Source organism: Streptomyces longhuiensis, assembly GCF_020616555.1.
Lineage (GTDB): Bacteria > Actinomycetota > Actinomycetes > Streptomycetales > Streptomycetaceae > Streptomyces > Streptomyces longhuiensis.
Map to the genome: position 1 here is coordinate 8,200,564 of NZ_CP085173.1, position 24,307 is coordinate 8,224,870.

General features: G+C 72.0%; 20 protein-coding genes and 1 tRNA gene. 11 read left to right on the forward strand and 10 right to left on the reverse strand.

Annotation, left to right across the window (positions count from 1 at the left end; genetic code table 11):
- Positions 1 to 223: 223 nt before the first annotated feature.
- Complete coding sequence (locus tag LGI35_RS37390) at positions 224 to 730, reverse strand: DUF309 domain-containing protein (RefSeq protein ID WP_227298760.1); 507 nt, start codon at positions 728 to 730, stop codon at positions 224 to 226.
- Positions 731 to 877: 147 nt separating this feature from the next.
- On the opposite strand from LGI35_RS37390, the gene LGI35_RS37395 reads away from it, so the two are divergent.
- A tRNA-Pro gene (locus LGI35_RS37395) sits at positions 878 to 951 on the forward strand.
- An 85-nt stretch (positions 952 to 1,036) separates the two neighbouring features.
- On the opposite strand, the gene LGI35_RS37400 is transcribed toward LGI35_RS37395, so the two are convergent.
- Positions 1,037 to 2,557 carry an amino acid permease gene (locus LGI35_RS37400; protein WP_227298762.1) on the reverse strand — a complete coding sequence of 507 codons (1,521 nt, stop codon included), beginning with the start codon at positions 2,555 to 2,557 and terminating at the stop codon, positions 1,037 to 1,039.
- Between the two features lie 129 nt (positions 2,558 to 2,686).
- On the opposite strand from LGI35_RS37400, the gene LGI35_RS37405 reads away from it, so the two are divergent.
- The 5 genes from LGI35_RS37405 to LGI35_RS37425 all read left to right on the forward strand — a co-directional run bounded on the left by LGI35_RS37405 (position 2,687) and on the right by LGI35_RS37425 (position 10,324).
- Positions 2,687 to 4,159: an FGGY family carbohydrate kinase gene (locus tag LGI35_RS37405; RefSeq protein WP_227298765.1), complete on the forward strand. Its 1,473-nt coding sequence runs from the start codon at positions 2,687 to 2,689 to the stop codon at positions 4,157 to 4,159.
- Entirely contained in the window at positions 4,156 to 5,598 is a 1,443-nt protein-coding gene (locus LGI35_RS37410; protein ID WP_227298766.1) for an FAD-dependent oxidoreductase, read from the forward strand. Before LGI35_RS37405 ends, LGI35_RS37410 begins: the two co-directional genes overlap by 4 nt.
- Positions 5,595 to 6,854: an NAD(P)/FAD-dependent oxidoreductase gene (locus tag LGI35_RS37415; protein WP_227298768.1), complete on the forward strand. Its 1,260-nt coding sequence runs from the start codon at positions 5,595 to 5,597 to the stop codon at positions 6,852 to 6,854. Before LGI35_RS37410 ends, LGI35_RS37415 begins: the two co-directional genes overlap by 4 nt.
- A 210-nt stretch (positions 6,855 to 7,064) precedes the next feature.
- Complete coding sequence (locus LGI35_RS37420; RefSeq protein WP_227298770.1) at positions 7,065 to 8,147, forward strand: LamG domain-containing protein; 1,083 nt, start codon at positions 7,065 to 7,067, stop codon at positions 8,145 to 8,147.
- 53 nt (positions 8,148 to 8,200) lie between these two features.
- Positions 8,201 to 10,324, forward strand: a complete 2,124-nt coding sequence (locus LGI35_RS37425; protein ID WP_227298773.1) for a PQQ-dependent sugar dehydrogenase — start codon at positions 8,201 to 8,203, stop codon at positions 10,322 to 10,324.
- 76 nt (positions 10,325 to 10,400) lie between these two features.
- Here the strand turns inward: LGI35_RS37425 and LGI35_RS37430 are convergent, their stop codons facing one another.
- The 6 genes from LGI35_RS37430 to LGI35_RS46220 all read right to left on the reverse strand — a co-directional run bounded on the left by LGI35_RS37430 (position 10,401) and on the right by LGI35_RS46220 (position 15,539).
- A complete protein-coding gene (locus LGI35_RS37430) occupies positions 10,401 to 11,471 on the reverse strand; it encodes a mechanosensitive ion channel family protein (protein ID WP_227298776.1) in 1,071 nt (356 codons plus the stop codon).
- A gap of 235 nt (positions 11,472 to 11,706) precedes the next feature.
- On the reverse strand, positions 11,707 to 12,222 hold the full coding sequence (locus tag LGI35_RS37435; protein ID WP_227298779.1) for an NUDIX domain-containing protein: 516 nt from the start codon (positions 12,220 to 12,222) through the stop codon (positions 11,707 to 11,709).
- Between the two features lie 29 nt (positions 12,223 to 12,251).
- Positions 12,252 to 13,262, reverse strand: a complete 1,011-nt coding sequence (locus LGI35_RS37440; protein WP_227298781.1) for a Gfo/Idh/MocA family protein — start codon at positions 13,260 to 13,262, stop codon at positions 12,252 to 12,254.
- Positions 13,259 to 14,275 (reverse strand): Gfo/Idh/MocA family protein, encoded by a 1,017-nt coding sequence (locus tag LGI35_RS37445; protein WP_227298783.1) that lies wholly within the window; start codon positions 14,273 to 14,275, stop codon positions 13,259 to 13,261. Before LGI35_RS37445 ends, LGI35_RS37440 begins: the two co-directional genes overlap by 4 nt.
- A gap of 110 nt (positions 14,276 to 14,385) precedes the next feature.
- Positions 14,386 to 14,943 carry an ROK family protein gene (locus LGI35_RS46215; protein ID WP_264484697.1) on the reverse strand — a complete coding sequence of 186 codons (558 nt, stop codon included), beginning with the start codon at positions 14,941 to 14,943 and terminating at the stop codon, positions 14,386 to 14,388.
- The gene (locus LGI35_RS46220; RefSeq protein ID WP_264484698.1) at positions 14,856 to 15,539 is read right to left on the reverse strand and encodes an ROK family transcriptional regulator; all 684 of its coding nucleotides are present in this window, start codon (positions 15,537 to 15,539) and stop codon (positions 14,856 to 14,858) included. Before LGI35_RS46220 ends, LGI35_RS46215 begins: the two co-directional genes overlap by 88 nt.
- Positions 15,540 to 15,775: 236 nt before the next feature.
- Here LGI35_RS46220 and LGI35_RS37455 point away from each other — a divergent pair, with 236 nt between their 5' ends.
- A complete protein-coding gene (locus LGI35_RS37455; RefSeq protein ID WP_227298785.1) occupies positions 15,776 to 17,035 on the forward strand; it encodes an aspartate aminotransferase family protein in 1,260 nt (419 codons plus the stop codon).
- Between the two features lie 20 nt (positions 17,036 to 17,055).
- Positions 17,056 to 18,531, forward strand: coding sequence for an NAD-dependent succinate-semialdehyde dehydrogenase (locus LGI35_RS37460; RefSeq protein ID WP_227298787.1), 1,476 nt, complete (start codon positions 17,056 to 17,058; stop codon positions 18,529 to 18,531).
- A gap of 24 nt (positions 18,532 to 18,555) precedes the next feature.
- Here LGI35_RS37460 and LGI35_RS37465 read toward each other — a convergent pair whose 3' ends face one another.
- The gene (locus tag LGI35_RS37465; RefSeq protein ID WP_227298789.1) at positions 18,556 to 19,851 is read right to left on the reverse strand and encodes a hypothetical protein; all 1,296 of its coding nucleotides are present in this window, start codon (positions 19,849 to 19,851) and stop codon (positions 18,556 to 18,558) included.
- Entirely contained in the window at positions 19,848 to 21,038 is a 1,191-nt protein-coding gene (locus tag LGI35_RS37470) for a hypothetical protein (protein ID WP_227298791.1), read from the reverse strand. Before LGI35_RS37470 ends, LGI35_RS37465 begins: the two co-directional genes overlap by 4 nt.
- A 146-nt stretch (positions 21,039 to 21,184) precedes the next feature.
- On the opposite strand from LGI35_RS37470, the gene LGI35_RS37475 reads away from it, so the two are divergent.
- The 3 genes from LGI35_RS37475 to LGI35_RS37485 all read left to right on the forward strand — a co-directional run bounded on the left by LGI35_RS37475 (position 21,185) and on the right by LGI35_RS37485 (position 24,211).
- Positions 21,185 to 22,384: an RNA-guided endonuclease InsQ/TnpB family protein gene (locus tag LGI35_RS37475; RefSeq protein WP_227298792.1), complete on the forward strand. Its 1,200-nt coding sequence runs from the start codon at positions 21,185 to 21,187 to the stop codon at positions 22,382 to 22,384.
- Between the two features lie 391 nt (positions 22,385 to 22,775).
- On the forward strand, positions 22,776 to 23,687 hold the full coding sequence (locus tag LGI35_RS37480; protein WP_227298794.1) for a YceI family protein: 912 nt from the start codon (positions 22,776 to 22,778) through the stop codon (positions 23,685 to 23,687).
- A 269-nt stretch (positions 23,688 to 23,956) separates the two neighbouring features.
- Positions 23,957 to 24,211, forward strand: coding sequence for a hypothetical protein (locus LGI35_RS37485; RefSeq protein WP_227298796.1), 255 nt, complete (start codon positions 23,957 to 23,959; stop codon positions 24,209 to 24,211).
- Positions 24,212 to 24,307 lie beyond the last annotated feature (96 nt).

The following is a 24,307-nucleotide window of genomic DNA, read 5'->3' on the forward strand; positions in this document are numbered from 1 at the left end:
ATCGTTGGTCACCCGGACAGCGTCAGATCGGGAACGGGCACGTGCGTGATCCTGCGGAGCTCCATGGGTGACGGGCGGTGCGCTGTGCTGGGCGGGGATTTGCGGGGCTGCCGCCGCCCCGCCCCGCATGCCCGGGGGCGTGGGGGTGTGGCTCTCTGCGGGTTGTGGGGGCTGGGCGCGCGGTTCCCCGCGCCCCTTTGTGTGACGGAGCCTGGGCGAGCAGTCATGGGTGTAGGCGGGGGGCGTTTGCCGCCGCGTCCAGGGTGGGGGGTTGTTCTTCCACCTTCTCGGCCAGCGTTGTCGCCCAGGTGTCCAGGGATGGCAGGTCGATTCCGTACGGTGCGGGTCTGCTCGTGGCCTCGGCCCAGGCCGTGAGGCCTCCTGCGCCGCGGCGCAGGAGGCGTGCGCCGCCCGCCGAGTTGCCACTGGCCGTGTGCGTCAGGCCCACCGCCAGCTGTGCCAGGGCGCGCCACAGGCCGCGCTCCTCGTCGGGCCCCGACTTCCACGCGTCCTCGAACACCTCGTGCGCGTGGAACGGCCGGCCCGCGTCGAGCAGCGCCTGCGCCTCCGTGACCGTCTCCTCGGGGGACCGCACCACCCCCTCCGGCTGTCGAGCGACCCCCTCCGCGCCGTACGGCAGCGGACGGCCGAGGCCGTCGCGGGGGCGCGCGTTGCGGGCCCGCCCCTCCTCGTCACGGTCGCGGTCCCGGCCACTGCTCACGTCACTCATGCCTCGATTGTCCCGCGCCGGCGCCCGGCCTTCCCGACGCGGCCCAGCCGCGTCCCCGCGGCTCTCGCACCGGCGACGGACCACCCCTGAGCTTGGGGTATTGTTCTTTCTGCGCCGCCAAGCGGAACACCCGCCGGGCGGCGCGACCGGGACGTGGCGCAGCTTGGTAGCGCACTTGACTGGGGGTCAAGGGGTCGCAGGTTCAAATCCTGTCGTCCCGACTTTTCGAAGTCGCAGATCAGGGGCCGTGTCAGAGAAATCTGACACGGCCCCTCGGTCGTTCCCGGAACTCTCTCCCAACGCCTCTTATCCCGGGGTGTCTTCCTCCGCCGGAGGCGTGCCGTACGCGTCGCGCGCCGCGTACCACCACACCGTCGCCAGGATCAGGACCACGGCCAGGGCCGCCGACGCGTAGTTCATCGAGTCGACCGTCACCGGTGACGCCTGCGGCAGGCAGAACAGGATCGTCACGAACGCCACCCACGTCACCGCGATCCAGCCGACCGGTCTGCTCCAGCGCCCCAGGTTCCAGGGGCCGGGAGCGAAGCGGTCGCCCGCCCGCAGGCGCAACAGGATCGGGATCGCGTACGCGGGCGTGATCCCGATGACGTTGATGGCCGTCACCGCTCCGTACGCCGTCGTGGAGTAGAGGGACGGCAGCGCGATCACGGTGGCGAGGCCCACCGACAGCCACACGGCGGGCACGGGTGTGCGGGTGCGGGCGCTCACCCTGCGCCACAGGGCCGAGCCCGGCAGCGCGTTGTCGCGGCTGAACGCGAACACCATGCGGCTGGTCGCCGCCACCTCGGCGTTGCCGCAGAACAGCTGGGCCACGATCACGATCAGGAGCAGCGCCGTGGCGCCGGACGTGCCGAGGGCGTCGATCATGATCTGCGCGGGCGGCACCCCGGTGGCGCTGTCCTGCGCGCCCGCGTAGTCCTGGATCGCGAACGTCAGCCCGGCGAGCAGCACGAACCCGGCGATCCACGAGACCCACACGGCCCGCACGATGCCGCGCGCGGCGGACATGGAGGCGTTCGACGTCTCCTCCGAGAGATGCGCGGACGCGTCGTAGCCGGAGAACGTGTACTGCGCGAGGAGCAGGCCGATCGCGGCGACGTACAGCGGGTTGTGCCAGCCGGTGTCGTTGACGAACTCGGTGAACACGAAGGACGGCGACCGGTGGTGGTCGGGCACGATCGCGAGGACGCCGACGATCACGGCCACGCCCGTCAGGTGCCACCACACGCTGATCGAGTTGAGCACGCTGACCAGGCGTACGTCGAAGAGGTTCAGGGCGGCGTGCACGACGAGGATGGCGAGGAAGATCAGGAAGGTCGATCCCGGTGTCGGGTCGAAGCCGAACCGGAGGTTGAGCAGCGCGCCGGTGAACAGGGCCGCGCCGTAGTCGATTCCGGCGATCGCGCCGAGCAGGCCCAGGAGGTTGAGCCAGCCCGTGTACCAGCCCCAGCGGCGGCCGCCGAGCCGGTCGGCCATGTAGTAGAGGGCCCCGGACGTCGGATACGCGCTGGTGACCTCGGCGAGCGCGAGGGCGACGAGGAGGACGAAGAGGCCGACGCCCGCCCATCCCCACATCATCACGGCCGGTCCGCCCGTGCCGAGGCCGAATCCGTAGAGCGTCATGCAGCCGGACAGGACGGAGATCACGGAGAAGCTGATGGCGAAGTTCCCGAAGCCGCCCATGCGGCGGGCCAGGACCGGCTGGTAGCCCAGCTCCCTGAGTCTGGCCTCCTCGTCCGGTGGCTGCCCGGCCTGTCCGTACTCGGCGGCGCTCGACGTGGTGGTGCCTATTTCCGGTGTGGACATGAGCTCCTCTTGTGGGGAGAGAGGCGTGAAGTCACAGGTCTGGTACGAGGTCTGACGGATGATCAGTGTAGGGGCGGAGGGAAGGGGGCGCCCTTGACGCTCTCGCGGAGGCTGTAGCAGGCTTCCGCGGTGATCACGAATGCCGGCGGGCCGCGCGAGGGAACCGTCCTCGCCATCGATCAGGGCACATCGGGGACCAAGGCTCTCGTCGTCTGCCCGCGCCGCGGCGTGATCGGCTCCGGCAGTGCGCCCGTACGTCCGCGCCACCTCCCGGGCGGCCTCGTCGAGGTCGATCCGGCCGCGCTGCTCGCCTCCGTCGTCGACGCGGGACGCCGCGCGCTGGCCGCCGCGGGCGAGCCCGTCGGCGCGGTCGGCCTCGCCAACCAGGGCGAGACGGTCCTCGCCTGGGACCCCGCGTCGGGCAGGCCGCTCACGGACGCGATCGTCTGGCAGGACCGACGGGCGGAAGCGCTGTGCGCGGAACTCTCCTCGTACGCCGATGAGTTGCGGGACCTCACGGGGCTGCCGCTCGACCCCTACTTCGCCGCCCCGAAGATGGCCTGGATCCGGCGGCACCTCACCCGGGACGGCGTCGTCACCACCAGCGACGCGTGGCTCGTCCACCGGCTGACCGGCGCGTTCGTCACCGACGCCGCCACCGCGGGACGCACGCAGCTCCTCGACCTGGACGCCGTCGCGTGGTCGCCGCGGGCCCTGGAGATCTTCGGCCTCGGCGGCGAGCGGCTACCGGACGTCGTCGACGCCGCGGGACCCGTCGGCACGACGAAGGCATTCGGCCCCGAACTACCCCTCACCGGGCTCCTCGTGGATCAGCAGGCCGCGCTGCTCGCGCAGGACGTGACCGAGCGGGGAACCGCCAAGTGCACCTACGGAACAGGTGCGTTCCTGCTCGCCCCGACCGGCGACCGCCCGCGCCGCGGCAGTTCCGGACTGGTCAGCTGCGTCGCGTGGCGACTGGCCGGGCGGAGCAGCTACTGCCTCGACGGGCAGGTCTACACCGCCGCATCCGCCGTCCGCTGGCTCACCGGCCTCGGGGTGATCTCGGGGGCCGAGGACATCGACCCGGTCGGATCGGCCGTGCCCGACACCGGCGGCGTCACCTTCGTGCCCGCCCTCGCCGGTCTCGCGGCGCCCTGGTGGCGCGGCGACCTGCGCGGCTCCCTGACGGGCCTCGGCCTGGACACGACCCCCGGCCACCTCGTCCGCGCCCTGTGCGAGGGGATCGCCGCGCAGGTCGTCTCGCTCGCGGACGCCGTCGCCGCCGACCTGGGTGAACCGCTGCGCGCCCTGCGCGTGGACGGCGGCCTGACCCGGTCGGCCCTGCTGATGCAGACCCAGGCGGACCTTCTCCAACTGCCCGTGGAAGTTGCTGAGTTGCCCGACGCGACCGCGCTCGGCGTAGGTGCCGTCGCCCGGCTCGGACTCGATCCCGCGCTCACCGTGCGGGACGCGGTCCCGTACGGGCGGCCCGCCGCCGTGTACGAGCCGCGCATCGACGCCGCCCAGGCCGCCGAACGCCTCGACGGGTTCCGCTCGGCGGTGGCCACGCTCCTCGACCGCACGCCGGCGGGGTCCCCATGACCGTCACCACCAAAGGGCCGCTGTCCCCCAAAGGGCAGCTGTCGCCCCGGCCCTACGACGTCGCGGTCGTCGGCGCCGGCGTCGTCGGTACCGCCATCGCCCGCGAACTGGCGCGCCACCCACACCTGCGCATCGCTCTCGTGGAGGCGTCCGGCGATGTCGGAGACGGCACCTCCAAGGCCAACACGGCGATCCTGCACACGGGGTTCGACGCCGTGCCCGGCTCCCTGGAGTCCCGCCTCGTCAGGGAAGGGCAGCGGCTGCTCTCCGCCTACGCGGCCGAGTCCGGAATCCCTGTCGAGACCGTCGGCGCCCTGCTCGTCGCCTGGGACGACGAACAACTCGACGCGCTGCCCGGCCTGTTGGAGAAGGCCGGACACAACGGATACGACGCGGCGCGCATCATCAGCGCCGACGAGACCCGGGCCCGCGAACCGCACCTGGGCCCCGGCGCGCTCGGCGCCCTCGACGTCCCGGGCGAGAGCATCATCTGCCCCTGGACCACCACGCTCGCGTACGCCACCCAAGCGGTGCGGTCCGGTGTCGACCTGCATCTCAACGTCCGAGTGGAGAAGGTGAGTTCGGAAGACGGTGCACACCTTCTGGACACGTCGCGCGGCGCGCTCCGGGCGCGGTTCCTCGTCAACGCCGCGGGGCTGAACGCCGACGTGCTCGACCGGCTCGTCCTCGGGAGCGGGGACTTCACCGTCACCCCGCGCCGCGGCCAGCTCATCGTCTTCGACAAACTCGCCCGCGACCTGGTCCGGCACATCCTGCTTCCGGTGCCGACCGCGCTCGGCAAGGGCGTCCTCGTGGCGCCGACCGTCTACGGCAACGTACTGCTCGGCCCGACCGCCGAGGACCTCGACGACAAGACGGCCACCGGCACGACGGCGGACGGACTCGACGGGCTGCTCACGAAGGGGCGCCGCATCCTGCCCGCCCTGGTCGACGAGGAGGTCACCGCCGTGTACGCGGGCCTGCGCGCCGCCACCGAGCACGACGACTACCGCATCCGCTGCCACGAGGGGCGGCGCTACGTCACCGTGGGCGGCATCCGCTCGACCGGCCTCACCGCGTCCATGGCGATCGCGGCGCACGTCGCGGGCCTGATCGCCGAGGCGGACCCCGGCCTCGACCTCAAGGACCCGGTCGAGCCGCTCCCCGTCCACATGCCCAACCTGGGCGAGGCCTTCCCCCGCCCCTACCAGCGCGCCGACCTCATCGCGACCGACCCCGCGTACGGCACCATCGTCTGCCACTGCGAGCGCGTGACCCGCGGCGAGATCAGGGACGCCCTGATCAGCACGGTCCCGCCCGCTTCCCTGGAGGGCCTGCGCCGCAGGACCCGGGCGCGGGGCGGACGGTGCCAGGGGTTCTACTGCGGGGCGGCCGTGCGCGTACTTCACGAGGGGAGGGGCGAGTGGGGTCCGGAATGACGCGGCGGCAGCGGGGCGTCGACGTGCTCGTCGTCGGCGCGGGGCCCGCCGGGCTCGCCGCCGCCCGCGGCCTCGCCGAGCACGGCGTGGGCGTCGTGGAGGTCCTGGAGCGTGAGGTGGTGGCGGGCGGTGTGCCGCGGCACTGCCACCACCGCGGGTTCGGCCGGTGGGGCGTGACGGGGCCGCAGTACGCGGCCAGGACCGTCGAGGCCGCGCTCGGCTCCGGCGCCCGCGTACGGACCGGGGTCACCGCCACCGGCTGGGCCGGGCCGCTCACCCTGGACACCACTGGCCCGCACGGGCTCGAACGCATCACCGCGCGCGCCGTCGTCCTCGCCACCGGGGCGCGCGAACGCCCGCGCAGCGCACGCCTCGTACCCGGCACACGGCCCGCCGGAGTGCTCACCACCGGCGAGCTCCAGCAGGCCGTCCACCTGCACGGACAGCGGGTCGGCACCCGCGCGGTCGTCGTCGGAGCCGAACCGGTCGGCTACGCGGCCCTGTCCGCCCTGCGCCGCGCGCGCGTCACCGTCGTCGCGCTCACCACCGATCAGCCGCGCCACCAACTGGGCCGGGCGTCGGCCGTCGCGGCACGCATCGGTCACGGCGTCCCCGTACTCACCGGCACGACCGTGGCCGAACTCCTGGGCAGGGGCCGGCTGTCGGGTGTACGGCTGCGGCATCGTGACGGCCGGCTGACGACCGTCGACTGCGACACCGTGGTGTTCACCGGGGACTTCGTGCCGGACCACGAGCTGGCGCGGCGCGGGGGAGTGGCACTCGATCCCGGGACGCGGGGGCCCGCCGTCGACGGCGCGTTCCGCACCGGCGTCGAGGGCGTCTTCGCCGTGGGGAACGTGCTGCACGCGGTGGAGCCGGCGCTGTGGGCGGCCCGCGAGGGCGCGCTCGCGGCCGACGCCGTGCGCGGGTTCCTGGACGGCTCGGGTCCGGCGCCGGGCGGCCCGGCGATCGAGGTCGCGGCGCCCCTGCGCTGGGTGGCGCCGAACCGGGCGGTCCCGGGGGTGCCGGTGGACGGCTTCGTTCTGCGCACGGCGCAGGCGCTGACCCGGCCGGTGCTCGTCGTGACGCAGGACGGCCACCGCCTGCACCGCCAGTACGTACCGCGCCGCGCGCTCCCCAACCGCACCCTGCGCTTGGCGGGCCACTGGACGGGAAAGGTCGACGCCGCAGGCGGCCCCGTCCGGATCACGGTCGGCGGGCTCAGGGACGGAATCTTCGGAGCGGCCACGGAGTGATGCGCGCCCCTTGCTGACCCGCGCGCCGTCCACGCCCCGGAGGCGGGCCGCATCGGCTGCCCAGTGGTGCGTCTTCGAAAAATGGCGCGGACACGCCCATTGTCAGGGTTGCGGTGAGGGAGTTACATGGTGCCCGCACGTGACGAAAGCGCTTTCTGTCGGTCGGGGGAATCCCGGTCGGCAGCCCCTTCGTTGCCGCTCGGAGGCCGTATGAGACTGCCCCGCACCAGCCGCACTGCGATCGCCCGGACCGCCGTCCGCACCGGGCTCGCACCACACGCCCGGCGCGCCCGATCCGCCCGGGACACCCGCCGTACCCGACGCACCGCACTCGCCGCCGTGGCCCTCGCCTCGGTCGCCGTCCTCGCCGCCGCCGCGCTTCCCGCGCAGGCGAGCGGCCCCGCTCACAAGGTCCCCGCGCAGGCCAACGGCCCCGAGGGACACAGCCCGTTGCGCGCCCAGGCCGTCGCCGCCTACGACTTCGGGCACCCCGATCCCGCCGATCCCGCGAGGGAGCGGGACATCGGCCGCTCCCGCACCCCGCTCACGCTCATCAACGGCGGCTCCGCCATGCGCGTCGACGACGAGGCGTACCGGGGCAGCTCGCCCGCCCTCCAGGTGCGTCAGCAGAACCCGGCCACGGCCGGCAACGACGACTGGAAAGCGGGTACTTGGAACGAGGCCGGGGTCGGGTCCCTCGGCGCCTTCAACAGCGCCAAGGCCGCCACGGTCATGGGCTGGTTCAAGATGACGGGCGACAATCCCACCCTCAACTCCAACACCGCCAACCCCACCGACCGCTACGGAGCGATCGGACTCGCCGGGGTGCTCTCCGGCACCAGTGACGGGCACGCCGTGCGTGCGCTGCTCGAACTCATCCAGGTGAACGGCGAGTTGAAGCTCGTCGCGCTCGGCCGTCGCCTCGACAGCGGCGCCTCCCAGACCTTCGCCGCCTCCGCCGACTGGCAGAAGGTGCTGCCCCGGGGCGAGTGGGTCCATCTGGCCGCCACCTTCGACTTCCGCGACGGCACGATGGCCCTGTACCGCGACGGCAAGCCGCTCGACGGCTTCTACGTCACGCCGGGCGACCCCTGGGAACTCACCACCACACCGGCACCGCACCGCGCCTCGCCGACCGACCCGCGCGGCATCAAGGTCGGCGGCAGCTTCCCGCAGAACACGCGCGAGAACAACGCCTGCGACTGCCGCATGGACGATCTCCTCTTCCTGGACCGCGAAGTGACGGCCGGTCAGGTCAGCGCTGAGTACCGCCGCATGACGAGGGGCCACTGACGCCTCGTACCCCCGCTTCCCTCCAGCCGTACTCGCCATCCGAAGGGACCCGCATGGCAGCACGACGCAAGAATCCAAGACTCTGGGCGGCCTTCGCCGTCACCGCAACCCTGGCGCTCGGCGGGCTCGCCGCGCCCTCGCACGCCGACGAGCCCGCTCCCGCCGCCGCGACCGCGGGACTCAGCGACCCGATCCCGGAGAAGCCCGCCCAGTCGAGGACCGGGCTCGTTCTGACGGAATACGCCCAGTTCCCCAAGTCGGAACCGGTCCCGGCCCCGACGGACCCGCGTCTGATGCGGCACGCCAGGATCAACACCATCAACGAACTCCCCGACGGTTCGGGCCGTATGGCGACCCCGGACCTCAACGGGACGCTCTACCTCACCGACCCGGGCACCGCCGGCAAGGACACCGGTGGCACCCCGCACCCGTACCTCGACGTGAAGGGCACCTTCCCGAACTTCTTCTCGGGCCGTGGCCTCGGCCAGGGCTTCGGATACGCCGCCTTCCACCCGCAGTTCGCGAAGAACGGCCGTTTCTACACCATCCACACCGAACTCGCCTCGCAGGTCACCCAGGCCCCCGACTTCAAGCAGGCGGGCACCACGACGTACCACGGCGTCATCACCGAGTGGACCGCCGACGACCCGAAGGCCGCCGTCTTCCACGGCACCCACCGCGAGGTCCTGCGCATCGGCTTCACCGGCCAGGTGCACGGCATCCAGCAGATCGACTTCAACCCGACCGCCAAGCCCCACGACAAGGACTACGGGCTGCTCTACCTCGCCGTCGGCGACGGCGGCCAGGGCGTCGGCAACAGCGAACCGCAGAACATGGCGCTCCCGCACGGCAAGCTCCTGCGCATCGACCCGGCGGGCCGCAACAGCGCGAACGGCAAGTACGGCATCCCGGCCGCCAACCCGTTCGTGTCCACACCGGGCGCCCTCGGCGAGATCTACGCCGTCGGCATGCGCGACCCGCACCGCTTCAGCTGGGACACCGGCGGCAGCCACCGCATGTACCTCGGCCACATCGGCGAGCACGCCATCGAGTCGGTGTACGAGGTCAAGGCCGGCGACAACTTCGGCTGGAGCGAGCGCGAGGGCCCGTTCCTCTTCGACAAGAAGACCACCGACCCGTGCGCCCGCATCGCGCCGCTGCCCGCCGACGACGCCAAGTACGGCTACACGTACCCCGTCGCCGCGTACGACCACGACCCCGGAGCCGACTGGGACTGCCGCTCCGACGTGGGCCGCGCGATCGCCGGAGGCTTCGTCTACCGGGGCAAGGACGCGCCCGAGCTGCGCGGCACGTACATCTTCGGCGACCTCGTGGACGGCCGGATCCTGGCCGCCGACACCCACGACATGCGCCGCGGCGCCGGTCTCGCGCCGCTCAAGTCACTGATGCTGTTCGACCAGGCCACCGGCAAGAAGGTCACCATGCGCGACCTCGCCGGGGACCAGCGCGTCGACCTGCGCTTCGGTACCGACCTCGCCGGTGACCTGTACATCGTCTCCAAGGCGAACGGCAAGGTCTGGAAGGTCACCGGCACCCGCACCTTCGCCGACTGCAAGGTGGGCAACACCCCCACCACGCACACCACCGGCGCGGACAACTGGGCCCCGGTCACCCCCGCCAAATGGGAGTTCACCCGGCGCCAGACCGTCCTCACCGAGCCGGGCGTCTCCCGCCCGGGCCCGCGCCGCCCCTTCGAGTACGCCGTCCTCACCGCTGGCCCGCGCTACTCGAACGTGACGATCGAGGCCGAGGTGCGCATCGACACCCCGGTCGACATCACCAACCGGGACGTCATCGTCGTCTGGGACTACAACTCGGACACCCAGTTCCAGTACGCGCACCTGTCCAGCGACAACAGCATCTACCCGCACAACGGCCTGTTCACGGTCGACGACGCGGACCGGCTCCGCATCGACGACCAGTGGAACGGCACCTACGGCGCGCCCCCGGCCATCAAGGACGCCGCCTGGCACAAGGTCCGTCTCACGCACTGCGCGGACACCGGCGAGACGGCCGTGTACATGGACGGCAGCCGCACGCCGCTCATCACGGGCACGGACCCGGTGTTCTCCTCGGGCCGCGTGGGCTTCGGCTCGTTCGACAACAACGGCCGGATCCGGAACCTGAAGGTCACGGGGACGGTGGCGCGCGACTGACCTCACGGGGTCAAAGCACGTCAGGGGGAGCCGGTCCGCTGTCCGGACGGACCGGCTCCCCCTGACCGTGCCGTCGTCACGGAATCGGCGGTGCCTCGCGCTGGTGCGGAATGGCCACCGCTCCCTGCTGCAGGGCCACCGTCCGCGTGGGTGCCGGGATCCGGATGCCCTCGTCCCGGTACCGGGCATGGAGGCGCTTGATGAACTCGTGCTTGATCCGGTACTGGTCGCTGAACTCGCCGACGCCGAGGATCACCGTGAAGCTGATCCTGGAGTCCCCGAACGTGTGGAAGCGGATGGCCGGTTCATGGTCGGGGACGGCGCCGGTGATGTCGACCATGACGCTCTCGACGACCTCGGCCGTGACCCGCTCGACATGCTCCAGGTCGCTGTCGTAGCCGACGCCGACCTGGACGAGCAGCGTCATCTGCTGCTCCGGGCGGCTGTAGTTGGTCATGTTGGTGGAGGCGAGCTTGGCGTTCGGGATGATGACCAGGTTGTTGGAGAGCTGACGCACCACGGTGTTGCGCCAGTTGATGTCGACGACGTAGCCCTCCTCACCGCTGCTGAGCCGGATGTAGTCGCCGGGCTGCACGGTCTTGGAGGCCAGGATGTGCACGCCCGCGAAGAGGTTCGCGAGGGTGTCCTGGAGCGCGAGCGCCACCGCGAGACCGCCGACGCCGAGGGCGGTCAGGAGCGGGGCGATGGAGATGCCCAGGGTCTGCAGGACCACGAGGAAGCCCACCGCGAGCACCACGACCCGCGTGATGTTCACGAAGATGGTGGCCGACCCGGCGACCGCGGACCGCGACTGCGCCACCGACCGCACGAGCCCGGAGATCACCCGGCCCGCGGTGAACGTGGCGACGAGGATCAGCAGCGCCGTCAGCGTCACGGTGACGTTGTGCCGGGTCCGGGTGGTGAGCGGCAGCGCGGAGGCGGCCACAGCGACACCGGCGGCGACCGCCGCCCACGGTACGAGACTGCGCAGCGCGTCCACGATGACGTCGTCGCCGCCCCAGCGCGTCCGGTCCGCGCGCACGCCCAGCCAGCGCAGCATCATGCGCAGGAGCAGACCGGCCGCGAGCCCCGCGGCGACCGCGATCCCGGCCACTATCAGATCGTCGGGCGTCATCGCACGGTTCACCGGCGGCCTCCCGCGCCGTGACCGAGGTCGTCGTACGCCGCCGGGAGCGGCCGTATGTGATGAGTCGTCACCTTGCTACCTGCTTGTCCGTAAGTGGAGCTGCCGCGCCTTCACCGACGCGCCGGGACATCCTGCCGCACGCGCCGGACACATGCGCGCGGGGGATGCCGCTCACCAGCGCCTACGAGGCAGCCGCGGGGCCGGGGCCCATTCCCCGGCCCCGCGCTCCCACTCGTCAGCGCGCCGTCCCCGCCCCGCCTTCGCGGCCCAGCGCGACGTACCGCGCGTGCGCCTCCAGGGAGTCCGACACGAACGGGTACTGGCGCATCGCGTTCGTCAGCCCGGCCTCGGTGAGCCAGTCGTGCCAGACGATCTCGGAGGGGAGCGGCACCACCGGTCCGTCGACGACGGCCTCGTGGACCCCGAGCCAGTACGGGCTGATCTCCCCGCGGCACAGGTACTTGAAGACGAAGCGGACCGGGGCCGTGACCCCGAGTTCCTCCGCGAGCTCGCGGGCCGCGGCGGCCTCGTACGACTCGCCCGCGTCCACACCCCCGCCGATCAGCCAGTTGTACCGCCCGGGAAAGCGGGAGACGTGCGGCGCCCTGCGATGCACGAGGATCCGCCCCGCCGGGTCGCGGCACACGACCGTCGCCACCCGATGCAGCCACCCCTCACGGACCGCCGCGCCCCGGTCCACGGTGCCGAGTACGCGGTCCTGTTCGTCCACGCGGTCCACCAGTTCGCTCATGCGGCCACGATGGCAGAAGCCGCCGGACGTCACCGCACCGGCACAGCCCTCCCCTCGCGCGCGGACCGGTACGCCGCCGTGACGATCCGCAGGGAGCGCAGCCCTGATTCGCCGTCCGTCACGCTCGTCCCGCCACTGCCGCCGTACAGGAACGAGTGGAGCATCAGGGCGTCCAGGTTGACGCCGTAGGGCAGTTCGAAGGGCGCGCGGGACGTCTCGCTGAAACCGTGGACCTTCTGGTCGAAGGCGTCCATCTCCAAGGTCGCCCGGTCGCCGATCACCTGCATCTGCAACCCGCCCCAGGCCGGGTGGTGCTGGGGCTGGCTCCAGCTGCAGTCGATCGTCGCGACGGCGCCGTTCGCGTACTCGACCGTGACGAGCCCCGCGGTGTCCGCGTCCACCCGTCCCTCGTGGAGCACGTTGTTGACCTGTGCGTACACGGTGGTGGCGGGGGACGCCTCGAAGAGGTCGTCCAGGAGATCCGCGATGTGCACGGTGTGGTCCATCAGGGCTCCGCCGCCCGCCAGTTGAGGGTCGGCGAACCAGCGGCGCCGGGCGGCCGGCAGATATCCGTTGTTGGCGCCGGACACCGCGAGGACGCCGCCCGCCGTGCCGGAGCGCACCGCGGCGCGGACCGCCGTGTAGGCCGGGCTGAAACGGACGGGGTGCGCCACCGCGAGCCGCACGCCCGCGGCGCGGCACGCCTCGACCATCGCCGCGCCGTCCTCCTCCGTCGTCGCGAGGGGCTTCTCGCACAGCACGTCCACCCCGTGCGCCGCCGCCAGCTCCACGAGGGGCCGGTGGCGGACGTTCTCCGAGCAGACGACGACCTTGTCGGGGCCCCAGGCGAACAGCTCCTCGTACGAGTCCGCGTAGGCCACCCCGAGCCGGTCGGCGAACTCCCGGCCCCGGACCTCACCCGGCGCCGCCAGATCCGTGTCCGGGTCGGCCGCCAGGACCTCGACGCCCTCCATCCCGTCGAGCAGACGAGCGAACCCGCCCGCGTGGACATGCGCGAACGACAGCACTCCGACCTTCATCGGGCCGCCTCCTCGGAGATCTTGAGTTCCACGGGTTCGCCCGTACGGGCCGAGGCGGCCGCCGCAGCCGCGATCCGCACCGCCTCGACGCCGTCGCGGGCCGTCACACGGGGAACGGGCCCGCCGTCCACCGCCCCGGCGAACTCGCGCAGCTCCGTCAGGTACGGGCTCTCCGTCATCGGGCTGCCGGGAATGCCCTCGCCGGGCGGACGCGTGCCCTGGGCGAGGATGCGGAACCCGGGCAGGGCCGTCGAGTCGTGCTCCAGGATCCCGTCGGGCCCCGCGACACGGAACGTCGTACGGAACTGGAGGTCGGGCAGCCCCCACACGCCGAGGACGTGGCTGATCGCGCCCGACGCGTGGGTCAGGACCGCCGTGCCGACCGCGACGTCACCGGGTTTCGCGCCCGGCTCCTGACGGCCCCGGAGCCTGGCGTGCACGCGTACGACCTCGCCCGCGAGCATGCGGGCGAAGTCCAGGTCGTGGATCATCTGGTCCATCAGGATGCCGCCCGACAGGGCCGGGTCGGAGAACCACGGAGCCCACACCGGATAGGCGCCCGAGCGGGTGAAGCGCAGGACCGCGGGGGTCCCGACGGCGCCCTTGCCGACGGACTCGGCCATCGCCGCGTACGCGGGGAAGTAGCGGACCACGTGCGCGGGGAACAGCAGGACGCCCGCCGCCTCGGCCGCGTCCGCCATCTCGGCGGCCTCGGACACGGTGAGCGCGAGGGGCTTCTCGCAGATGACGTGCTTGCCGGCGGCGATCGCGTCGAGCGCGAGCTCCCGGTGGGTGAAGGTGGGTGTGCAGATGTCGACGACGCCGGAGCGGTCCAGGAGACCGGCCAGGCTGTGCGTGGCCGTCACGCCGGACGCGGCGTACTTCGCGGCGAGCTTCTCCGCGTTCCCGTCCGTGGACAGGATGGTGACGCGGGCGCCCAGCTCGATCCACGCGGGCAGATGGGCCCGGGCGATGCCGCCCGCGCCGATCAGACCCACATCGAGGCGTGTCATCGGATACCTCCGTGGATAAACCGCCCTTCAGGGCGGAGAGAAAACGGATTCCTGCAGGTCGGGGCCAGGGGCTGCCGCGCCTCCGGAGGGTGAGGGGGACGGTGGAGAGGTCAGGGGGCAGGGAACGGGCGCAACGGGCCTGTCCCGTACGGGAGATGAGGATCGAGAGCGTCGAGCGCTCGCCGTACCGCGCCGAGGGCCACGCCCTCACGGCCGAGCGCGCTGACCGCGACGCGCGGCACGTGCAGCGTCAGCGGCCGCAGCTGCTCCGTGAGCAGGGGCCCGAGTGCCTCACCGACCGGGGCGAGCGCGCCGGAGAGGACCAGGAGCTCGGGGTCCAGGGCGAGGACGAGCGCGGCGATGCCCGGGGCGACACCGGCGAGATAGTCGTCGAGCACGGCGCGCGCCCCGGCGTCCCCGTCCCGCACGGCCCGTGCGAGGGCGTCCGTCTCGGACTCGCCCGGGAGCCGCTCGCCGTCCCACGCCAGCCACTTCTCCGCGGCGTCCAGGCCGAGTTGGGGCAGGATGCCCAGCTCGCCCGCGCCGCCGCGGCGTCCGCGGTGCAACTTGCCGTTGATCATCAGGCCGCAGGAGATGCGCCGGCCGACGAGCACGCAGGCCACGTCGTCCGCGAGCGTCGCCGCGCCCTGCCAGTGCTCGGCGAGCACCGGGCGAGATTCACGTCGTTCTCGACGAGGATCCGGCACGGGAAGTCGTCGGCGAGGCGGCGCGCGAGATCCAGATCGGTCCACTCCGGGACGATCACCGACCGGATCCGGCCCGTGTCGTCGACCATGCCGGGCACGCCGATACCGATGGCCCAGACGGCCTCGGCGCGCAGACCGTGGTCGGCGAGGAAGCGGCGCAGCCGTCCACGGAGCAACTCGATACGCTCCGTGCCGCTCAACTCCTCGGCGATGTCCTCCCGTTCACGCGCGACGACCTCGCCGTCGAGCCGGGCGAGCACCAGTACGATCTTGCGCAGCCCGATGTCGACGCCGACGACGTGCCCGGCCTCGGACCGGAAACGCAGCCGTCGGGCCGGACGGCCGGGGGTGCGCCCGGCGGGCGGAATGCCGGTCTCGGAGATCCAGCCCTGCGAGACGAGCTCGTCGACCAGCGCCTCGACCGTGGGCCGCGACAGTCCGGTGGCGGCCGTCAACTGACTGACGGTCTGCGGGCTCTCCCTGCGCAGTGCCCGCAGCACGACACCCGTGTTGAGCCCGCGCAGCGCCGCAAGGTCGTGCCCCCGTGCCCCAGCCATGCCGGTCCGCTCCCTCGCCTCGGGTTGCGCAGGACTGTTGCATATCCCGACTTCCTTGGGAACCCTGCCGGTTGAGCCGATTTCGCAGAACTCTTGCGCATTGGATGAGCGGACCTGCGACGGGTGACGGAGCCGACGGTCGTCGAGGCCACCCGGGTGACCCGTGGCCCCCCAGGGGGCGGATCGTCACAGATGGCCCATTGACGTCCTTTCGGCTCAGCGTCGAGGGTGGAGGCATGACGCGACTGTCCGAGCATCTGCGCCAGGCCACCCCCGTCGTCGCCGAACGCGGGGAAGGCGTCCATCTCTACGGCACCGACGGCCGCCGATATCTGGACTTCACCGCCGGGATCGGCGTCACCAGCACCGGCCACTGCCACCCGCGCGTGGTCGCCGCCGCCCAGGAGCAGGTGGCCACCCTCATCCACGGCCAGTACACGACCGTCCTGCACCGGCCCCTTCAGCGCCTCGTCGAGAAACTGGGATCGGTTCTGCCCGAAGGACTCGACAGCCTCTTCTTCGCCAACTCCGGCAGCGAGGCCGTCGAAGCGGCCATGCGCCTCGCCCGGCAGGCCACCGGCCGGCCCAACATCGTCGTCGCCCACGGCGGCTTCCACGGCCGCACCGTCGCCGCCGCCTCCCTCACCACGTCCGGCACGAAGATCCGTACCGGCTTCGGGCCGCTCATGGCGGGCGTCGCCATCACCCCCTTCCCGAACGCCTACCACTACGGCTGGGACGAGGAGACCGCGACGCGGTTCGCGCTGCGCGAGTTCGACCACCTCCTCCAGACCGTCTCCGACCCGGACGACACCGCCGCGATCCTCGTCGAACCCGTCCTCGGCGAAGGCGGCTACGTCCCCGCCAACTCCGCCTTCCTGCAAGGACTCAGGGAGCGCGCCGACCGCCACGGCATCCTGCTCGTCCTCGACGAGGTGCAGACCGGCGTCGGCCGCACCGGACGCTTCTGGGGGCACGACCACTTCGGCGTACGCCCCGACATCCTCATCACCGCCAAGGGCCTCGCGAGCGGCTTCCCGCTCTCCGGGATCGCCGCCCCCGAGGCGCTGATGCACAAGGCGCGGCCCGGCTCGCAGGGCGGCACCTACGGCGGCAACGCCGTCGCCTGCGCCGCCGCCGTCGCCACCCTGGAGGTCGTCGAGGAGGAAGGGCTCGTCGCCAACGCCGCCGCCATGGGGGCCCGCCTGCGCTCCGGCCTGGAGGACGTCGCCGCGAAGACGGAGGCGATCGGCGACGTACGAGGACTCGGCCTGATGCTCGCCAGCGAGTTCACGACCCCCGACGGGGAACCCGACGCGGCGACCGCCGTACGGGCCCAGCAGGCCGCCGCCGACGAGGGGCTGCTGCTCCTGCTCTGCGGGCCCTGGGGCAACGTCGTGCGGATGATCCCCGCGCTCGTCGTCGACGAGGGACAGATCGACGACGGCCTGCGGGCCTGGGCCGCGGCCGTGGAGACCGCGACGGCAACCCGCTGACCAGCGACGGAGGAAGCAGTATGACAACGACCCACCCCACGCCCCGAGTCGTCGAGGACGTCCCCAAGCAGCTCCTCATCGGCGGCCGCCTGCAGGACGCGGCCGGAGGCCGCACCTTCTCCGTCGACGACCCGGCCACCGGCGAGAGCCTGTGCGAGGTCGCCGACGCCGGCCCCGGCGACGGCCGGCGCGCCGCGGAGGCCGCCGCGGCCGCGCAGGAGTCATGGGCCGCCACCGCGCCCCGCGCCCGCAGCGAGATCCTGCGCCGCGCCTACGAGATCATCATCGCCCGCACCGACGACCTCGCCCTGCTCATGACCCTGGAGATGGGCAAGCCCCTCGCGGAGGCGCGCGGCGAGGTCGCGTACGCCGCCGAGTTCTTCCGCTGGTTCTCCGAGGAGGCCGTACGGATCGAGGGCGGATTCGCGCCCTCGCCCGACGGCCGCAGCCGCCACCTGATCATGCGCAGGCCCGTCGGCCCCTGTCTGCTCGTCACCCCCTGGAACTTCCCGCTCGCCATGGGCACCCGCAAGATCGGCCCGGCCGTCGCCGCGGGCTGCACCATGGTCCTCAAGCCCGCGCCGCAGACCCCCCTGTGCACCCTGGCCCTGGCCGGGATCCTCACCGAGGCGGGCCTGCCCGACGGCGTCCTGAACGTCGTCACGACCACGGACGCCGGCGCGCTCGTCGAACCGCTGCTGCGCGGCGGAATCGTCCGCAAGCTGTCGTTCACCGGGTCCACCCAGGTCGGCCGGATCCTTCTGTCCCAGTGTGCCGACACCGTCGTCCGCACCTCGATGGAGCTCGGCGGGAACGCGCCGCTCATCGTCTTCGACGACGCGGACCTCGACACGGCCGTCGAGGGCGCCATGGTGGCGAAGATGCGCAACATGGGAGAGGCGTGCACGGCCGCGAACCGCATCTTCGTGCACAGCTCCGTGGCCGACGAGTTCGCCTCCCGGCTCGCCGCCCGCATGAGCGCCCTCACCGTCGGCCCCGGCACCGAACCCGGGACGAACGTCGGGCCGCTCATCGACGCCGCCGGCCGCGACAAGGTCGACCGGCTCGTACGCGACGCGGTGGACCGCGGCGCGAAGGTCCTCACCGGCGGCGAAATCCCGGACGGGGAGGGCTACTTCTACCCGCCCACCGTCCTCGTGCGGGTGCCGCGCGACGCCGGTCTCACCGGGACCGAGATCTTCGGACCCGTCGCCGCCCTGTTCACGTTCGACGACGAGGACGAGGTGGTACGCGCCGCCAACGACACCGAGTGGGGCCTCGTCAGCTACCTCTTCACCCGTGACCTCGACCGGGCGCTGCGCGTCGGGGAACGCCTGGAGACGGGCATGGTGGGCCTCAACACCGGCCTCGTCTCCAACCCGGCGGCCCCCTTCGGCGGCGTCAAGCAGTCCGGCATCGGCCGGGAGGGTGGCCGGGTCGGCATCGACGAGTTCCTGGAGTACAAGTACCTGGCGATCCCGGCACCGGGACAGTGACGGCGATGACGGACCGGCGGGCCCTCAGAGCCGCTCCAGCGCGCGGAACGCCGTCAGCTCGGCCAGCAACACCCGTGCTGCCGGGGCCAGTTCACGGACGGGCAGCGGTCGTCCGGAGTTGAGGACCCGCAGTACGGCGGCCAGGTCGGCGGCAGGCAGTTCCGTGGCCGCCACATGGCCGCACGCGGAGTACAGCCGCCGCCCGGCGGCCTCGGTCCACAGCACGCGCTCCCTGGCGCGCACGACGTCGTCGTCGCCGAACCTGCCGCGCGGCGCCGGCGGCGGCACGGGCCGGAATCCCCCGGCCGTCCAGTGCCGCAGGGACTGCCGGGCGACCCGTTCCTCCAGCGGCCCGCGCGCGCCCGCCGAACGGAAGTGCGCGAGGGCACGCTCCAGGGGAACGGGCAGCTCCGACCCCGCCTCGGCGTCGGGCACGAGCAGGCTCTCCTCGCCGGGCGGCCCGGCGCCCGCGGGATCCGGGTCCGGCGTGAGCAGCGTCTCGGGCGTCACGTCGTGCAGCAGGTCGTACAGCTCGGCCGCCGCCTGCCGCCCCTCCCGCACGACGCTCACGCGCACGCCCGTCGACGCCCAACCGGCATAGGGCTCGGCGACGGGGGACAGCGGCGACGGCCAGTACAACAGGTCGCCCGGATCGGCCTCGACGGTGAGGGACGCGCCCCGGTCTCCCGCATCGAACCGCATCCGCTGCCGCCCGCCCAGCACGAACAGGAACGTCGCGACGCGCTGACCGGGCAGCGCCTCGGTGAACGGCTGCTCGTACGTGCCGTGGACCAGTGTCGTGAGGGCGCTCTGCACGGGCTGTCCCACGCGCTCCCACAGGCCGGCGAAGAAGGCGCGTTCGCGTGCCCACAACGGATGGTGGAACGCGTGAAACGCCTGAACGGACAGGGAGTACGGCTCGCCGGAGAGCTGCCGGACGAGCCGCTGGTGGTAACCCGCGAACGAGCCGTCCCTCGGCTGCGGCAGGAAGTCGCCGGGGTCGGTCTGGGGCTCGCCGCCGACCGCGAACCCCGCGTAGGGCGGTACACCGAAAGGGCCTCCGCGGTGGGCCGCGGCGACGGCGGTCTCGAACACCTCGTGCGCGTCGAAGGGGGCGGGCGCGACCGACCTGAACAGCACGGGTCGCCGGTCCCAGTACCGCTCGCCGAACTCCCGCCAGTCGAGGCGGTCGAGCGGGTCGAGCCGGACCGGCTGTCTCTGCTCGACGGGGGCGGCGCCGCTGCTCGCGGTCTCGGTGACGTGGCCTGTGGGCTCGGCGGCGCGGCCTGCGGGGTCGGCGGCGCGGGGATCCTCCCTCATGCCGCCCCGTCTCCGTCCACCAGTTCGATGGCGCGAATGCGATGCAGGTCGGACAGGAGCGGGGTCAGTGTCTGCGCGGGCATCCGTGAGCAGCGGCCCAACTCCCTTGTCGTGAGCGCCGCTTCGGACCGCAGAAGGTTCCTGACGCGTTCGGGTCCGGCTCCCTCGACCGTCAGGGTGTGCCCGTTCGCGGCCCACACGGCGCGTCCGGGGCCGTCCGGTACTCGGAAGAGCTCGGCCGAGGCCTGTACGCGCAGTCCGGGCTCGAGAGGTACGGCCGGTCGTGGCGGAGGCGCCGGTTCGAGCCCCGCCGCCGATCTGCGCGCCGCCCAGGACACGCGCAGCTCCCTGGCCGTTCCCGGTCCGGTGGCGAGCCCGGCGAACAGCCGCGCGGTGCCGGCGACCGGCTCCGCCGCGCCGATCTCGCCGTCCGGGGCCGCAGGGGGAGGGAACGGCAGGGCGCCGGGGGCGCCCGCGTAGACAAGGTCCTCCTGCATACGGTCCGCCAGGAGTCCCCGTACGTGGGTGAGCGCGGCGGCGCGGCGAGCGGGCACGACGATCCGTAAGGTGGTGCAGCGGTCGAGGTAGTGATCGAGGTGGCGACATCGGGCGGGCCAGTACAACAAGTCCCCCGCTCCGGCGGCGAGTTGATACTCGGTGCCGGTGTGCTCGGGCCAGAGCCTGACCGCCATGGTGCCGGCGAGTACCCAGGTGAGCGTGAACGAGCCGGGGCGCGCGGCGGGGGCGTCGCGGCCGGCGCAGTGCTCTCCGAGGGCGAGTTCGGCGGTCACCGGCAGGGCGGGCCAGCCCACCGCCCGCCACAGCCCGGAGACGAGTTCGCGCACATGGGTCCAGAGTCCGAAGTCCCGCCACAGCGGCTGCCGCACACTCAACAGCCATCCGGATCCGGTGAGGTGACGGGCAATTCGGTCCCGGTACGCGTCCGGGCCGGGGTCGTCACGGCCGGGCAGCAGCGCGCCCGCGTCGCGTAATCGGCCCTGCGCCGCGGTGGCGAAACGGACGCCGGCCGCGTCCTCGACGGGCGGTGCGCAGGAGGCGGCGACGGCCCCGTACACCTGCTCCGGCCCGAGGCCCGGGGCGAACGGAACCGCGGCAGGCTCCCTGCCCCAGTGTGCTTCGGCGAACCGTTTCCACCTGGCGGAGAGGTCGGGCTCAGTCGCATTCATCGGGTTCCTCCGTGGATACCCCTGGCTTCAGCCTGGGGAGGAATCGGACTCCTGCGGAGCAGGGCAACGGGCTGTGATTCGCCCTCTGGGGCAGTGCGCTGACCGGCAGATTTGGGCTCAACTATTGGTAACGCTAGTTTGTGGGCATGACCGGGGGGCACGTGAAGCGGGCATTCAAGTACCGCTTCTATCCGACGGATGCGCAGGCAGCCGAGCTGTCGCGCACGTTCGGGTGTGTGCGCAAGGTCTACAACCTGGCGCTCGCGGCCCGCACGGAAGCGTGGACGCGTCAGGAGCGGGTCAATTACAACCAGACGTCGGCGATGCTCACGGTGTGGAAGAAGACCGAGGAACTGGCCTACCTTTGCGAAGTGTCGTCGGTTCCGCTCCAGCAGACGCTCCGGCATTTGCAGGTGGCGTTCACGAACTTCTTCGCCAAGCGGGCCAAGTACCCGCGCTTCAAATCCCGGAAGAAGTCCCGGAAGTCCGCCGAGTACACCACCTCGGGATTCCGGTACCGGAGCGGGAAGCTGACGCTGGCGAAGATGTCCGAGCCTCTGGACGTCGTATGGTCCCGCCCCCTTCCCGAAGGGGCATCGCCGTCCACGGTGACCGTGTCCCAGGACGGTGCGGGCCGGTGGTTCGTCTCCCTGCTGTGCGAGGACCCGGCCGTGAAGCCGCTCCCCACGACGGACTCGGCCATCGGCATCGATGCCGGCCTGGACCGCCTGCTGGTCCTCTCCACCGGAGAGGAGATCGCCAACCCCCGGCACGAACGCCAAGACCGCGCTCGTCTCGCCCTGGCCCAGCGCCGTCTGGCGAAGAAGGCCAAGGGCGAGGGGACCAATCGGGCCAAGGCGCGCCGTAAGGTCGCCAGGATCCACGCCCGGATCGCCGACCGTCGCCGCGATCACCTGCACAAGCTGACCACTCGACTCGTGCGTGAAAACCAAACGCTCGTGATCGAGGACCTGACCGTGCGCAACATGGTCAAGAACCGCAGTCTGGCCCGGGCCATCTCGGACGCCGGGTGGCGCGACATGCGCACCATGCTGGAGTACAAGGCCGCCTGGTACGGGCGCAACCTCGTGGTCGTGGACCGCTGGTTCCCCTCCTCCAAGCTGTGCTCCCACTGCGGCGCCCTCGCGGGGAAGATGCCGCTCCACGTCCGCACTTGGACGTGTGAGGGCTGCGGTACGACCCATGACCGGGACGTGAACGCGGCACGCAACGTGAAGGCCGCCGGGCTGGCGGTGACAGTCTGTGGAGCCGGTGTAAGACCTCAACGGAGAACTCCGGGCGGGCAGTCGGCGACGAAGCAGAAACCCCCACGGCGTGAGCTGTGAGAATCCCCTTCCTTCAGGAGGGGGTGAAGTCAAGGCGTCGAGAATCTGTCAGAGCGCGATTGACCGAGTCAACGGTTGACCCGTAATCGGCAGACATATGGCGTGGAAGTGGCCCTGCGTCCCAGTGGTTCGTCCTGGCCCGTCCTTGCCCCTCTTCGCTCGCCCTCGCCCGGAGTCCGAGGGGGTGCGGGCGTGGTCGAGTGGTGGGTGAAAGGTGAGGAGAGTGTGCAGTCCCGGGCGCCCGGGCGGCGGTATGTCGGATTCCCGTGTATTCACCATGCAGTTGCCGCCGGTAACCCTCAGCGCCCTTGATCAGCGGAGATCGCGGACATGGGATCGTAGATGCGAGCCCGCTGCGGAGGTTCTGCGGCCGAGTCGGAAGGTGATCTGCATGCCCCTCGCGCTGTTCAGGAGGAGCCGGTCCGGACGTGACCCGCGCGGGGCGGGACTGGTGCATCCCGTGCCGCACGGCGCCGGCGCCTTCCACTGCGAGGTGGCCGACCCCATGGGGCAGCCGATGTCGGGGGCGGACGTCACGGTGACGCGGGTCGGCAACGGCCGCGTCGTGGCGAAGCTGGTCAGCGACCCGTACGGGCTCGTCTTCCTCACGCTGCCGCCCGGCCGGTACGGCGTCATGATCGCGGCCGACGGACTCCAGCCCCACCAGCAGACGGTCGACGTCGTCGCCGGTGAGACGCTCCCGCTGACCTCGGTGCAGCTGCACATGGCCCGCCCGCCGGAGCTGCCGCAGCCCGGCACCTGGCTGTTCGACCCGCCGCACACCGCGATCCGGTTCATCGCCAAGCACGTCGGCATGGCACACGTCCACGGCCGGTTCACCCGCTTCGACGGCGGCATCCAGGTCGCGAACGACATGGCGGACTCGCGGGTCGAGGTGCGGATCGACGCGGCGAGCATCACGACGGGCAACAAGACCCGGGACAACCACCTGCGTTCGGCCGACTTCCTCGACGTCGAGCGCTACCCGTACATCCACTTCTCCTCCGACCGCTTCCTGTACCGCGGCGGCACCAAGTGGTCGATCCAGGGCGCGCTCACCATGCACGGCGTCAGCCGCACGGTGGAACTGGACACCGGCTATCTCGGCATGGTCAACGGCGGTTACGCGGAGGAGCTGCGCTGCGCGGCCCTCGCCACGGCCGAACTCCACCGGGAGGACTACACGTTGGACTGGCGAAGCATGCTGGCCCGCGGTATCGCCGTGGTCGGTCCCACGGTGAAGCTGGAGCTCGACGTCCAGGCGATGTACCACAGCCACGACACGCCTACGCCGCCGGAGTAGTCGATCGCCCACGAGATCGCACAGATCGCCGGCCGGGTCCGACGCTCACCACCGGAGAACCTCCGCGTCGCGTGCCCCTGAGGTCAACCCGTCGCCCTCACCCTCTGCACCCTCGGACTCCGGTGCCGCAACTGCCCAAAACCCTGACAACCAAAGCGAGTTGCTCGACCTGCCTCTCGCCGAACGGGCCGCGGCGTGAGGCGTTCTGGCAGCAGGTGAGTTCTGCACTTACTTTGGTCTGCACGTGTCACGAGCACCGAGGGGGAGCCTTGAATAAGAAGACCACCGACCTCATCAGCGAAGCGCGCACGCACGCCGACAAGCTCATGAACACCAAGCAGAAGCTGCACCCGGATGAAGCCGCCCGAACCCAAGCACTCGCCACTCTCGCTCTTGCCCAGAGCAACGTTGAGCTCGTCGCGGCCCTCACACGTCTGACCGACGCAGCAGTCAAGCCCACCGGAGACATCAGGAAACTGATAGCCGGAATCGGCGCCAGCCTGACGAAACTCACCAAGCCCTGATCACTCCCGCGACGGCGCCCTGGCTGCCAAGTTCATCGCCAGGGTGCGAGCCCACTCCCGATCCAACAACCCCGCCGGCCGCGACAGTGGCCGGCA